Annotated in this window: 6 protein-coding genes, 1 tRNA gene and 1 pseudogene; 4 read left to right on the top strand and 4 right to left on the bottom strand. The window is 66.7% G+C overall.

Features of this window, described 5'->3' with window-relative positions; translation table 11 throughout:
* Positions 1–116: 116 nt before the first annotated feature.
* Positions 117–2,381 carry a type VI secretion system Vgr family protein gene (locus HUA74_RS39940; protein ID WP_174458792.1) on the bottom strand — a complete coding sequence of 755 codons (2,265 nt, stop codon included), beginning with the start codon at positions 2,379–2,381 and terminating at the stop codon, positions 117–119.
* 257 nt (positions 2,382–2,638) lie between these two features.
* Between HUA74_RS39940 and HUA74_RS39935 the strand changes: the two genes are divergently transcribed.
* The 3 genes from HUA74_RS39935 to HUA74_RS39925 all read left to right on the top strand — a co-directional run bounded on the left by HUA74_RS39935 (position 2,639) and on the right by HUA74_RS39925 (position 9,891).
* Positions 2,639–4,534 carry an OmpA family protein gene (locus tag HUA74_RS39935; RefSeq protein WP_174458791.1) on the top strand — a complete coding sequence of 632 codons (1,896 nt, stop codon included), beginning with the start codon at positions 2,639–2,641 and terminating at the stop codon, positions 4,532–4,534.
* The gene (locus tag HUA74_RS39930) at positions 4,531–9,699 is read left to right on the top strand and encodes an Ig-like domain-containing protein (RefSeq protein WP_174458790.1); all 5,169 of its coding nucleotides are present in this window, start codon (positions 4,531–4,533) and stop codon (positions 9,697–9,699) included. The genes HUA74_RS39935 and HUA74_RS39930 overlap by 4 nt, the downstream gene beginning before the upstream one ends.
* A gap of 118 nt (positions 9,700–9,817) precedes the next feature.
* Positions 9,818–9,891: transfer RNA gene (locus tag HUA74_RS39925), tRNA-Arg, on the top strand.
* Between the two features lie 527 nt (positions 9,892–10,418).
* On the opposite strand, the pseudogene HUA74_RS46970 reads toward HUA74_RS39925, so the two are convergent.
* From HUA74_RS46970 to HUA74_RS39910, 3 genes and pseudogenes are all read right to left on the bottom strand, one after another.
* A pseudogene (locus HUA74_RS46970) lies at positions 10,419–10,469 on the bottom strand (hypothetical protein); the annotation flags it as partial.
* A gap of 399 nt (positions 10,470–10,868) precedes the next feature.
* Complete coding sequence (locus HUA74_RS39915; RefSeq protein ID WP_174458789.1) at positions 10,869–11,408, bottom strand: hypothetical protein; 540 nt, start codon at positions 11,406–11,408, stop codon at positions 10,869–10,871.
* Positions 11,409–12,378: 970 nt separating this feature from the next.
* Positions 12,379–13,164, bottom strand: coding sequence for a DUF4328 domain-containing protein (locus tag HUA74_RS39910; RefSeq protein ID WP_174458788.1), 786 nt, complete (start codon positions 13,162–13,164; stop codon positions 12,379–12,381).
* Between the two features lie 164 nt (positions 13,165–13,328).
* On the opposite strand from HUA74_RS39910, the gene HUA74_RS39905 reads away from it, so the two are divergent.
* Entirely contained in the window at positions 13,329–13,625 is a 297-nt protein-coding gene (locus HUA74_RS39905) for a hypothetical protein (protein WP_174458787.1), read from the top strand.
* The last annotated feature ends 89 nt before the right edge of the window (positions 13,626–13,714 follow it).

The raw sequence follows: 13,714 nt of genomic DNA, 5'->3' as shown, positions 1-13,714 counted from the left end.
CAAATTCACATTCCTTTTTGAGGGCCCGGCCCCGTCGTCGGTTCCGCGCGAAGCGTAAAGTGCCAGACACAGTGGACCTGTTTCAAGCCACCCCCCCGGGGTCTGCCTGGACCGGCCTAGTTTTCGGAGATCTTGGAGCCCTTGATGATGACGTCGCCGCTGCCGGTGACTTCAATCTTCGCGCCCTTGATGACGACGTCCCCGTTCTTCTTCACCTGCAACGTGGCGGAGCCGACCTTGAGGGTGAACTGCTCCTCGGCGACCAGGGCGATTTCCTTGGCCTGCAGAACGTAGGCGTCCTTGGTGACGTGATTGGATTTGCCACCGACGCTGACCATGAGGTCCTTGTCCACCTTCAGCGTTCGGGACTTGCCAATCTCTTCCGACAGGTCCCCGCCCACCTGCGTGGAGCGGGCGCCCTTGACGGACTCGGACTTCTTCGCGCCAACGACTTCCACCTTGGCGCCGCCCACCTGCTCGGATTTGACGCCGCCCACCAGCTCGTTGAACGCGGCGCCCACGCTGATGGCGAGCGCTCCGCCCACGGTGAGCATCTTCCCCAGGCCCACCGTCTCCGCCGACGCCAGGCTGACCGACAGGCTCTGGCTGCTGCTGACGCCAATGGACTGGTCACCCTTGACGGACTCGGTGTGATTGCCTGCCACCGTGGTGGAGCGGTTTCCGGTGACGGCCAGGGACTGGTTGCCGCTGATGGTGCTGTCATCGTCCTTCTTCACCTCGAGGGACTGGTTGCCCTCGATGACGCGGGCGCGGTCCTTCTTCACCAGCAACGTCTCGTTGCCGCGGACCTCCTGCGTCTTGTCGTTCTCCACGACGACGTTGAAGTCCTTCTGCGCGTGCAGATACACGAGCTCCGAGCCCGCCGCGTCCTCGAAGCGCAGCTCGTTGGAGCCGTCACCGCCAGGGCTGGAGCTGGAGCGCAGGGTGCTCTGCGTCTTGCTGCCGGGCAGGTCGATGGGCGGCGGATTCTGCCCGTTGTAGACGCTGCCGGTGACGAGCGGGCGGTCCGGGTCTCCTTCCAGGAACTCCACCACCACTTCGTGGCCGATGCGCGGCAGGTACAGCGCGCCCCAGCCCGGACCCGCCCAGGCCTGGCTGACGCGAATCCAGCAGGAGCTCTTGTCGTTGGCCTTGCCCTCGCGGTCCCAGTGGAACTGGACCTTGATGCGGCCATGCTCGTCGGTGTGGATCTCCTCGCCCGCGGGGCCCACGACGCGCGCGGTCTGCGCGCCGGGGATGACGGGGCGGGGCGTCACGCGAGACGGCCGGAAGGGCACGTCCGCGGGCTGGCAGAGGAACTCGTTGCGGTAGCCCTCGCGCGAGCGCAGCGTGGACTGGTCGATGCTCACCGCCTCCGACTGGTGGCCGGTGTGTCGCACGGAGATGGGCAGGTACTTGCGGTTGACGGCGGTGTCGGGGTGCTCGGCCAACTCGAAGACGTGGCCGGGACAGATTCGGCGGCTGTAGCTGGCGCCCGTCACCGTCTGGGTGCGCGCGCGCAATTCCTCCAGGCGCACCTGGGCCAGGTTGCGGCCGGGGCCCGGCTCCTCGTAGCGGCCGGGATAGTCGTAGATCTCCAGCGCCGTCTCGCCGTCGTCCGCCTCCGCCTCCGCGCCCAGCATCTGGGCCGGCCGCAGGAAGTTGTAGTCGCGCAGCGCGACGACGCCGGGCTGGACCTCGGTGCGCGCCACCAGCTCGTGCACGTACTCCTGCGAGGCGATCATGTGCGAGCGCTCGCGGAAGACGAGCTTGGACTCACCCTGCATGGAGGGATTGGCCGACGAGCCGTCTCCCAGGACCATCATGTGTGAGCTCTCGGCGTGCTCGAAGAAGTAGAAGATGCCTTCCTCCTCGAGGAGCCGCGAGACGAAGTCCAGGTCCGACTCGCGGTACTGCACGCAATAGTCGCGCACCGGGTAGGTTCCAGTGAGGGCCAGGCGGTGTTCGACCTTGGCCTCGTCCAGGACCTTGTGGACGATCTGCGGAACGGTCAGCTCCTGGAAGATGCGGCTCTTGCGGCGGTGGCGCAGCGTCCACAGGCGCGGCACGACGGTGACGCGGTAGCGACGGCGCTCGGGGCCGCTGCCTTCGTCCCAGCGGGTCATCCGCGCGACGACGCCCTGGAAGAAGCGGGCGGTGCCGTCTCCGAGCATCACCGTCAGCCGCGCGTCCTTGCCCAGCAGCAGCTTCTCCTCCACCTCGAGGTCGGGCCGGACGGCGAGGGCGACTTCGACGGTGTAGGGCTGGGAGAGCGTCTCCTCGGCCTCGAAGCCGAGCACCGCCAGCTCCGCGGCCGTGAACGAACCTGCCTCGAATTCGAACTCGGCCTGGTTCGCGAGCAACGCGGCGTTCGCGATCATCAGAGTGCCCCCGGCGCCAGACCCCGCGCGAGCCGCGGGGAGGTGAGTGATGCGCCAGCATGCCACGAATTGACCGGGCGGGAATCCCTGGTCTGAGATTTCAGTGACAGCGTTGTCTCGGCCCTCGCGCGCCGGGCGACCCGATGGGTGCGGGCTGGCCAGAGGAGGGGGGCATCTGGTGTAGAGTGAACGCGGGGGGCCGGCTTGAAACGTGGGACGGCTCCGGGTTACCCACACGCCATTCATCCGGGAGAATCATGAGACGAAGCAGGCTGCTGCGAGGCGTGCTCGCGTTTGCGTTCGCGCTGGCGTCCGCGAGCGCCGGGGCCCAGGACGACGTGCCCCCCGTCCCCAATGCGTCGCCCCTGAGGGGGTTCGACCTGGAGCGGCTGGAGCTGAATCCTGGCGCGGAAGGCGCGCTGCTCGTGGGCCTGGGTGAGCTGCTTCCAGCGGGTGACTTCCGAGCCACGGTCGCGATGCAGTACGCCCACGAGCCGCTGGTGTACATGAACACCGGGAAGAAGCTCGCCGTCGTGGGCAGCCGCGCGACGGCGCACCTGGCCGCGGCCTATGCGCCCTTGAGTTGGTTGCAGGTGGGGTTGCAGGTGCCGCTGGTGGCGTTTCAGGGTGGCAACAGCACCGGGTTGGCGGGTGCGGGCATCCCGGAGCCGCGTGCGCAGACGCTCTCCACGCCGTCACTGAGCGGTCGGGTGGGACTCCTGACGCAGGAGTCGTCGGGCGTGCTGGACCTCGCGGCGGAGCTGGGGGTGGGTGTTCCCCTGGGCAGCGCGGAGGGGTTTTCGCGGGATGATGGCTCGGTGCGGCTGTCGCCCCGGCTGATGCTGGGGCGGCACTTCGGGCGCATCCGCGCGGGCTTGGAGGTCGGCTACGTCCAGCGGGAGAAGATGCTGCTGACCGAGCGCGTGGGCGACCTGGAGGACGAGGTGGGGCACGAGGTGCGCGTGGGCGCGGCGCTCTCCACGACGGGCAAGCGGCTGCGCTGGGAGCTGAACGTGCGCGCGATGCTGCCCCTGACGGACCAGCCCGGCGCGGTGGAGCTCCTGCCGGGGGCGCGCTACCTGGCGAGTCCGTCGCTGGAGCTCTTCGCCCTGGCGGGCATGGGTGTGGGCTCGGCCCCGGGGACGCCGCTGTTCCGGCTGATGGTGGGCGGTGCGTTCGGCAAGGTGGTGCCGACGCGCGGGCCCGGTGAGTCATCGGTGCGCTGCGAGCCGGGGTTGGTGAAGACGCTGACGGACCCCATCCAGGAGTGCCCCGGCTCCGACGAGGACGGGGACGGCATCATCAACAGCGTGGACCGCTGTCCGCTGGTGGCCGGAGACGCGGCGCGCGGAGGCTGCTCGGCGAAGGACTCGGATGGAGACGGCATCGAGGACACGCTCGACGAGTGCCCGGACCTGAACGGCCCTCCCGCGCGCAATGGCTGCCCCATGGATGACAAGGACAAGGACGAGGTCGAGGACAGCAAGGACCGATGCCCGGAGCACGCGGGGCCGGCGGACAACGAGGGCTGCCCGGTGGTCGACTTCGACAAGGACGGCATCGTGAACGACAACGACGAGTGTCCCAACGAGCCGGGGCCGCCGGAGCGCAAGGGCTGCCCGGAGATGGACTCGGACAAGGACGGCGTGCCCAACAGGTTGGACAGCTGCGTGAAGGACGTGGGCGCGGCGAACAACCTGGGCTGCCCCGCGAACGTGCCGCCGCTGGTGGAGATCAAACCGGGCCACCTGGAGCTGTTCGAGCGGATCTACTTCGAGGCCTCGGGCGTGGTCATCCAGAGTCGCTCGCTCGAGCAGCTCAACTGGGTGGCGCGCATCGTGAGGGAGCACCCGGAGCTGCCCATGGTGGTGGTGGGTGGGCACACGGACCTGCGCTCGCCCCTGGATGCCAGCCGGCGACTGTCGCAGGCCCGCGCGGATGCGGTGCGCCAGTACCTCATCAGCAAAGGGGCTCCGGCGGACCGGTTGATGGCCGTGGGCTTCGGGAAGACCAAGCCGAAGGTGTTCCCCGAAAACACGTATCAGGACCGCGAAGAGAACCGTCGCATCGAGTTCAAGTTCATCGACCCACAGGAGTCGCGAGGAGCGCTCCCCGCCGATGGGGCCGCGAAGCCAGGAGACGTGCGCCAATGAGGACGCTGCTGATGCGAGCGCTGTTGTGGGGCGTGCTGTTGCTGTGCGGCACCGCGAGCGCGGAACGGGACCGGTTCGGGCTGGGCGGTGGAGGCACGGCGAGGGTCTTCTCCACGGCGGGCTCTTCGCACAAGATCAACAGTCATACGAAGCTCAACGCCAATGCCAACGCGGGGACGGACACGCTGGTGCTGCTCGGGGCGCTCCCGGAGCTCGCCAACACCAACCTGGTGATGGTCATCCAGACCACCGGGTTGAGCCCCGCGCCCGCGCCGGGCACGAGCACGCCAGTGGACTTGGCGGTCGGTACGACGCCCACGGTGGGACATTGGGAGTTCGCGCAGGTCAAGACAGGGGGCCCCACGTCGACCTCGCTGACGCTCACCGCGCCCCTGCTGCACAGCTACAAGAGCGCGGGCGCGCAGGTGGTCACCGTGCCTCGCTACGGAGCGGTCACCGTCAACGCGAACGTCACCGTCACTGCGGACAAGTGGAACGGGAGCTCGGGCGGCGTGCTGGCGTTCCTGGCCAATGGACCGCTCATCAACAACGGAACGATTCAAGCAACAGGGCTCGGCCTTCAGGGCGCCACCTTCGCCGGTGATGCGAATGGCGGTTGCGCGGGCTCGGACCCGGGCAATACGGGACGCCGGGGCGAGGACGTGGTTCCCGCACCGGGGGACTCGCGCGACAACTCCACGAATGGTGGAGGCGGGGGCTCCTGTCGCGGAGGCGGAGGCGGAGGCGGAGGCGGAGGCGGGCCCGGCGGCGTGGGGGGACGGAACGAGGGCGACAATCCGGGGGGAGCTGGTGGCGCGGCGCTCAGTGGTTCGTCCTTGAGCTTCCTCACGTTTGGTGGCGGCGGAGGCAGTGGGCATGCCCAGAGCGCCCTGATGACGGGGGCAGGTGGGCAAGGCGGTGGCATCATCTTCATCCGAGCCACTTCGCTCTCGGGGACTGGAAGCATCCTGGCCTCTGGGGAGAGTGCCGTGGCGACCACGGGACTGGATGTCGGCCATGGCGGCGGAGCCGGTGGCACCCTGCACCTGCGCTTCGCGGGCAGCGCGGCGTGTAACCCGAACACGGTGCGTGCCGCGGGTGGCAATGGCGCTGTCGGCGTGGCCGGGCCCGGAGGTGGAGGTGGCGGAGGGCGTGTGTTCTTCCAGGCTTCAGGAGGGCCTTCCTGTCTCCCCACCACTCCCTCGGGCATGGCGGGAACCCAGGGCACGGCCCCTGGGGCCACCACCGACGGCGCGATGCCCAATGACGCGACCACCGCTCTGAATCATGGAGGCACCGTCACCCTCGTGGACACGGCCTTCACCACGCCCGCCGCTCCGGGGCTCACCCCGCTGCCGCCGCCTGCTCGGACGAACAATCCCTTGCTGAGGGGAACGACGGAGCAGGGCCTGTCGGAGGTCATCCTCTACGAAGTCACCAACACGACCCCGAACCTCACGTACACGTATTGGGGGAGGACGGCATCGGACAGCCTCAAGGACTTCGTCTACTCGTTCGTGCCCCCGAGCAGCACCCCTGGCACGGCCTATCGCGTCGCGGCGCAAGCCGGGTTCCTCGGTGCCTACAGCGCCATCGGCACGGAGTTCAACTTCACCTTCGACAACGTCCCTCCGACGACGACGCTCACGCCCAATGGGGTTCCTCCGATCTCCAGCGCCACGGTCGCGAACTTCACCTTCACCTCGACGGAGACGTCCGACTATCGCTGTGCGCTGGACAGTACGCCGCCGCTGGGGGATGCGGCCTTCGGTCCATGCCCGGCCTCGTATTCGTCCGGCGCGCTCGGCAACGGGGACCACCGGCTGACGGTCTACGCCATCGATGAAGCGGGCAATCAGGACCCGAACCCGAAGAGCTACACCTGGAAGGTGGACACCTCCGTCCCCAACACCGCCATCACGGGGGGGCCCGTTGCCAGTCCCCCAGGCGCGCCGACGAGCTCGAAGACCGCGGTCTTCACCTTCACGGGTGGGGTCACGTATCAGTGCTCGCTGGACGTTGGCCCGGCCACGGCCTGCGGTCCGACCCAGACCTATACGAACCTGGACGAAGGTGCCCACACGCTGGAGGTGACGGCCTACAGCGCGGCGGGGACGCCGGACCCGAGCCCCGCGTCGCGCGCGTGGCGCGTGGACACCCTCGCTCCCGACACATCCTTCACCGCGGTGCCCGCGGCCGACAGCAACTCGTCGAGCGCGCTCTTCGACTATCAGAGCCCGGATGACTCCACGGCGACGTTCCAGTGCTCCGTCGACGGCCTCAACTTCACCTCAACGCCATGTCCTGGGACGGGAACAGGCAGTCGCACGTTCACCGGGCTGACGTCCGGCCCCCAGCAGTTCCACGTGCGCGCGATCGATGCCGCGGGCAACGTGGACCCGTGGCCCATCAGTCACGCATGGCGGGTGGACCTCGCGGCTCCCTCGTCCATCCAGGTGACGTCCCCGAGCGCGGGCGCGGTGCGCGAGCTCACGCCGACAATCGCCGGGACGACGGAGGCGGGAGCACGCGTGGTGGTCACCGTGCGGTTGACGAGTTCGGGCACCACACTGCAGACCTTGAGCACGGTGGCCAGCAGCCCCTCGGGAAATTGGAGTGTCGTGCCCGCCGCGCTGGACCAGGAGCGCTACATCCTTCGCGCTCGGGCGACCGATGCGGCGGGGAACTTCGTGGAGTCCTCGGACGTGGGCATCACCGTGGACACGGTGGCGCCCGCGCGCCCCGTGCTCAATCCAGACATCCTGGGCGAGTACTACACCTCCGTTCCCATCACTCTGGACGGTGTGCTCGAGTCCACGGTGGGGCTCAACCCCAACACCGAAGTGACGGTGTATGTGGATGACTCGGTGGTGTTGCCGCCGGCCACGGTGAATGCGTCAGGGGCCTGGTCGGTGACGTATTCACCGTCGCCCGCGGATGATGGCTTCCACTGGGTTCGCGCCATGTCGAAGGACCCGGCGGGCAACGTCAGCGCGTTCTCCGGCACGCTCACGTTCCATGTGGACCGGAAGGACCCGGCGAAGCCCATCGTGGCGCCGCTCGGCACGTATGTGAACACCCAGTATCCCGTGTTGACTGGTACCGCGGAGTTGGGAACCTCGGTGCAGGTCTATTTCGGACCGCTGCCGGAGCCCGTCACGGTGAGCGTGGGACCTGGCGGCCAGTGGACCTACCTGCGCACCACGCCGCTGAATGAGGGGCCCAACACGGTGTTCGTCCGCTCGACGGATGGTGCGGGGCGCTTCATGGACTCGGACCCGGTGTCGTTCATCGTGGACGTGACGAAGCCGGAGACGACCATCCTCGAAGCTCCGGACCTTCGTGTCGGTGACACCACGGCCGAGTTCCGACTCGCGTGGCCTGAAGCGCTGACCTATGAGTGCCGGCACATCTACAAAACGGAAGAAGAGGAACCGGGGCAGCCGGAGGACGATGAGCAGGTATTCACCCCGTGCGAGCGGCCTCCTCCGGGGCCGGAGGTGGATGAGAGCTTCATCCAGAAGTCCAACCTGCGTGACGGTTCTCAGACGCTGCTGATTCGCGCCGTGGATGCGGCGGGCAACCGGGACGACTCGCCGGCGTCCCACACGTGGAGCATCAGCACCGGCGCGGTGGATACCGAGATCCTCGAGGGCCCCGTTGCTGACGGAGGACTCACCAACAAGGCGGAGGCCATCTTCTCGCTGTGGTCGAACAAGGGCGTGGTGGACTTCGAGTGCAAGCTCGAGAAGTCCATCAACCCGGACAACCCTCCCCCGGACTTCGCTCCGTGTCCCAAGGGGCCTGGTGACGACTACGATGTCGCCCGTTACGAAGGCCTGCCGGACAATATCTACACGCTCTCGGTTCGCGCTGTCTTCGCGGGGGAGCGGGATGGCATTCCAGCCTCACTCAGCTGGAAAGTGGATCGCACGGCTCCGACGGCTCCCTCGGTGACGGCTCCCCGGGCCAACCACCCGACCAACCAGGAGAAGCCTGGCATCCAGGGCGAGACCCCGGAGGAGGGGACCATCACGCTCTACAAGGATGGGGTGTTCTGGGGGACTGCTAGAGCCACGGGCGCGACATGGAGCTTCACGCCCCCGTTCGACTTGCTCAGCGGTCAGTACATCATCACCGCCACGCTCACCGACCTGGCGACGAATCTGGGACCGGTCTCCGCGCCCTACACCCTGATCGTGGATGTCGATGAACCCGTGGTGTCGATTCTCTCGGGACCTCCCACGTTGACGAACGTGCCGGGCTACACCTTCCAGTTCGAGACGTCGGAGGTGCTGGAGACGTATGAATGCGCGCTCGACACGCCGCTCTTCACGCCCTGTTCGAGCCCGCTGACCCGGCCCAATATCGGCGATGGGGCCCACACCCTGACGATCAGGGGAAAGGACATCGCGGGGAACCTCACGCTCGAGAGTTTGTATGTGACGCATTCGTGGACCAGCGATACGAAAACGCCGGACACCAGCATCGAGACGAAGCCGAAGGAGCTCTCCAACTCAGTGGAAGCGGTCTTCTCGTTTGGGTCGTTCCAGGACAGAGACGAGCTGGAGATGCAGTACTTCTGCAGCCTGGATGGGGCGGACTTCGTGAGCTGCAACCCCTCGGAGTACCGGCTGACGGGACTGGGCCGGGAGGATGCGGAAGAGACTGAGTATGTCCTGCGGGTGAAGACGCGGGATCCGGCGAGCAACGAGGACCCCACTCCCGCCGAGTTCCGCTGGAAGGTGGACCTGAAGGCCCCTGGGGCGCCCTCGCTGTCCGTTCCCCGGGTGAACGACATCCTGTCGGTGCGGACGCCCACGTTCCAGGGCGACGCGGATGCCGGGACGATGGTCTCCGTCCTGGTGGATGGCGTGAAGACCGGTGAGGTCCGGGCGGACGCGAGCGGTGATTGGCGCTTCGTTCCTCGCAACGAGCTGGACTACGGCAGCCATACGGTGACGCTGGTGGCGACGGATGACGCGGGGAACGTTTCGGTGCAGTCCTCCGTGGTCAACTTCGTGCTGGATCCGTCGCTGGAGATTGATGCCCGAGGCGGTGGCTTGAGCTGTGCCTCGGCGGGCGAGGGAGGGGGCTCATCGCTCGTCCTCCTGGGCCTGGGGGCGCTGGTCCTGCTGGTGGGCCGGCGTCGCAGGGCGAGCTGAGGCGCCTGGGCGGGCGGGGGACCCCTGCAGTGGGGTGTCCTCCCGTCAGCCCTGGGCGGAATGCGGGCTTGCGTCGGCCGGGGAGTTCGGCTACTTGTGCCCTCGCTGTAGCGGTTCTGCGCGATTAGCTCAGCTGGATAGAGCGTTGGCCTCCGGAGCCAAAGGCCACAGGTTCGAATCCTGTATCGCGCGCAGAAGGAAGCGCCCGGGATTCTTGGGGATTTTTCCCGAGGATCCCGGGCTCTAACCTCCGCTCCGGTACCCCGCCCACGTGTTGCCAACTTGAGCCGCTCTCTGACCGCCAATCTGGTCAAGGGGAGAGCGGTGACGCATGTTCCATGTGCGGTGGAGGGTGTGCGATGAGCCGCCCTTCTTCCGGGCCTGGCTCGGCTAACGCGCATCCTGAGCGCCAAGACTCCTCTGCTGGCGGCGTTCTCCGGCTGGCTGAGGGGCCTGCTGACGTCGCCGGTGGCGCGGCGCTTCGTGCTCGAGCAGCGTCTCTCCGCCATTTCGTCGGTTGCCGTCGCCCACTTCGATTCCGTGGGCCGCCTGCGGGTCGTTCCTGGGGCTGCGCACCAGGTCTTCGCGCAGCAGGTCGAAGCGCTCGCGATCGACGCCCTCTCCTTGTCCACGCCGACGGACCCGGAGCCCGAGGAATTCTCCGCATCGGGCTTGCCCTGGCCCTTGTCTGCACGGGCCTGGTCCACCCACATCCTCAACGCCGACAGCTTCAAGTCCCTCGCCACTTGGGACGTTGTCTTTCCCTCCACCAACACCAGCCCCACTGCCCCGGCCTTGAACTCCTCCGTGTAGCTAAGCCGGGGCGTCGTGGCTTCCCTACTTCCCTCATGTGGGACACCGCGCCTGCCTCTTCTTTGGTGTCGACTGAAGCGGATCACGCCCAGGGGTCCAGAACGGCTCGGTGAAGTCCGAGGTGCTGTCGCCCGGGGAGGGCCGAGTCCGAGAAGTTGGCACGTGGCCTGGGCGCTGTCGTCCTCAAGGTGATGGGCGAGCAGCTCCAGCCAGATGGGCTGCGCTACAACGGCATCAGGCGGCAGCGGTGAGTGGGGGCACGGGGACAGAGTGGATACCGGCATAGGTGCTCTCCTCAGCACCCCATCGTGCCTGGACGAGCCTCACACGGCGCAGCAACCGTGGCCTCGACTGGATCAAATACCGACGATGTTCAGACGGCCAACTCCACAGTCACCCTCGTAGCCATCGATGATGATCAAGAGCTTTCTGCCCTTAGGCAGATCCCGAAGAACGACGTGCGACGTGTATCCTCCGCTCGAGCGATCATCGTTGCAGGCATAGACAACGCCCGTATCCCCGGCGTGGCGAATTTCCAGCACCGTGTCGTACGGCGAACCTCCAGTTGAGAAGGCATAGCTTCCCGTGACGGGGACCGTCCAGGTATACGCCATATCCGGCGACGCCCCGGAGCCACAGGTTGTGCGCCACTCGTTGTTGGCGGTGCAGCTGTTGAAAGTCATTACTGGGGAGCCCAGTGCGCTTCCGAGGTGCCCTCCGAACGTTGCCTGGGACACCGCGTTGTCCTCTTCGGCCACCGTGTCTCCACGAGATGGCGATTCGGCGGTTGGAGGCTCGATGTACTCGCTGGCCTCGTCGTCGAGCGCCGGACCACATGCGCCCAACAGCAATGCCCAGCCCGCCGCGTACAGAACCGCATTTCTCTGGTTTGCCATGACTGCACCTCGGGTAGGGGTGTCCTTGGCGGAGAGTCTCGGCCAAGAGCGGTCAGGCACAGGATGTGGTGCTTGACTGCTCTATGATTGTGTTGAGGTGGGGCGAGCACCACTGTCTGGGATGCCAGGGTCAACCTCGCGTAACGGACACTCTTGTTCTTGGCAGACGAGAATGCCCGGCTCCGCTCTCATGACGGATGCGCAGAGGCTGGAGACGAGGAGAACGATGGTCGCAGATGCGTCCGTGCACTTTCTGTGCTCCAGGCCGCTGCTATCGGCGCTGGGTCTGGTTGTAGTGCTCCTGGAGATAGCTGGACTTCAGCGCCAGGTCGCGTGCGAGGTCACCTGGACATGATCCGCAGATGAGCACCCTGTGCTCCATGACCTTCCCTGTTCGCGGGTCAGTGACAACGCCTTCAGTCTGGGTGGCGGCGTTGCGGATAGGGTTTGCAGGCGACACAACATGCCGCACCGGAATTAGCTCCCCCTTGCACCGCGGGCACAGCGTCGAGTCGACCTCGCTCATTCAGGACTCCCCTTGTCGGTGAAATTCTGCCACAGGCCCTGCTGCGCAGGGCTCAGGCTCCACGCGCGGCGTCGCGGTGCGTCCGCTCCAACTCGCCCGCCTCTGTGAAGATGGCGGAGAGTCGGCACGCGGGACATGTCACTTGGATGGTGGGAGGAGGCGTCGCGGTGCGGCCCATACCCGGGCGCAGGGTCTACGAGGAAGACTTCCTCCGGAACCGAATCTGGCAGGCTGAGGTGCTGGTCCGGAACGCGACGAAGGCCGGGCCCACGAAGTCCCGGGCGGGCCTGGTGACGCCGGCCTACAGGAAGGGACGTGTGCCGTGACGTGCCTGGAGGAGCCCGGGACTCGAGTGCGCGTGGACGAGCACCGCGCCATTGGCCAACGACAACCCGAGGACCTCCTGCGGGCCGAAGCATGCCCCGGGGCGCGAGGGGGCCGTTCTCACGGGGCGCGAAGGACCTCCGCCTTCAGTTGGACGAGCCGCCGCTGGATGCGCACCACAACGCCGACGCACAGCACGGTCGCTAGCAGGAACATGGCGCTCTGCGCGATTTGGGTGCGGCGCAGCGCATCGAAGCTGATACCCACGATTTCGCCGAGGAGGACCATCGACTGGTTCCACACGCCCAGCGTCAAGGTGAGCAGCCCTATGCACCACCATGCGCGTATCAGGGTCGTTCGGCTGGCTGCGCCCCCCAGGTCGAGCCAGAGGTCGCGGAGAATCTGATAGGGTTTGAAGAGGTTCATGCCCGGGACGAACCAGGACAGGATGGCCCAGCGAGGAGAGGCCTGGCTGACATCAATCAGTCCCGCGATTCGGACCGCCCGGTACTGCCACGTCAGGAAGTAGACCGCGCTGAGCAGCCATATCACGGCTTTGGCGATGCTCACGGCCGTGATGCTCATTGCATAGATGGAGATGGCCTCGGTCCGCGTGTAGCCGATTGCTTGGACGAAACTGAAGACCCAGATTCTCACGGCGATGTGGGCGAGCTCGGCGACCGCTTGGAGGCCGATGCCGCAGGTCGCGACGATTGCCCAGGGGGTAGAGGAGGGCAGGGGGCGTTGCCTCAGGCTCGCACGGCAGAAGGAGCACGCTCGCGCGTCGCGCTCCTGGCACTTCTCGCAGACGAAGCTTCCGCAGCGGATGCAGGTTCCCGCGGCAAGCTGGTCGGGATGCTGGGCACATGCGGCATCGACAGGAGGGCTGTCTGATTTTGTCAGCATGGGGCGGGTCGCGGCGAGGTGTGGGAGTAGTGGCTCGCCGACGCGAACATTTATCATGCATATAGGGCGACGGAGGTTGTAAGTGAGTGGTGTGTGGAAGGAGCCGCTCGGTGGTTCCTGTTGGGTTTGGAACACAATAATGCGCCGTGCATTGATGGGCATCCATGAGCACACGCAAGGCGCTGTACCTCCATCCAGGCGTGAAGGGTTGGTCCTGTCAATGGGGCGATGGCGTCTTCACCAACGAGATCATGAAGGCTGGCGGCATCGTTGAGGAGTGCCGCCACCCAAGGTACTTCCGACACACACGCGGCATCCGTCCGTGCGCCGCCGTGCAGTTCGTGGTTCCTGACGGGCAAATGACCGAAACGGTCGCTCAGGGGGCGGTGCATACCGAGGGTTCCCGCGAAGACAGGGTGGAGTTGACATGCCCTGCGGTTTTCGGACCACCTGAAGCTTGAGAGGATGCCGTCTCCGGACACCACGGAGGCAGGCAGTGAAGAAGAGTCGGTTCAGCGAAGAGCAGATGGTCGCCATTCTGCGAGAGGCG

It is taken from the genome of Myxococcus sp. CA051A, assembly GCF_013336705.1.
Taxonomy (GTDB): Bacteria; Myxococcota; Myxococcia; order Myxococcales; family Myxococcaceae; genus Myxococcus; species Myxococcus llanfairpwllgwyngyllgogerychwyrndrobwllllantysiliogogogochensis.
The sequence above is the reverse complement of the archived record's forward strand: the minus strand, read 5'-3'. Positions and strand labels throughout refer to the sequence as shown.

Excerpts from the sequence above, each read along its gene's own strand:
- HUA74_RS39935 (WP_174458791.1), top strand. The coding sequence starts at position 2,639 with ATGAGACGAAGCAGGCTGCTGCGAGGCGTGCTCGCGTTTGCGTTCGCG.
- HUA74_RS39940 (WP_174458792.1), bottom strand. The coding sequence starts at position 2,381 with ATGATCGCGAACGCCGCGTTGCTCGCGAACCAGGCCGAGTTCGAATTC.
- HUA74_RS39915 (WP_174458789.1), bottom strand. The coding sequence starts at position 11,408 with ATGGCAAACCAGAGAAATGCGGTTCTGTACGCGGCGGGCTGGGCATTG.
- HUA74_RS39930 (WP_174458790.1), top strand. The coding sequence starts at position 4,531 with ATGAGGACGCTGCTGATGCGAGCGCTGTTGTGGGGCGTGCTGTTGCTG.
- HUA74_RS39910 (WP_174458788.1), bottom strand. The coding sequence starts at position 13,164 with ATGCTGACAAAATCAGACAGCCCTCCTGTCGATGCCGCATGTGCCCAG.
- HUA74_RS39905 (WP_174458787.1), top strand. The coding sequence starts at position 13,329 with ATGAGCACACGCAAGGCGCTGTACCTCCATCCAGGCGTGAAGGGTTGG.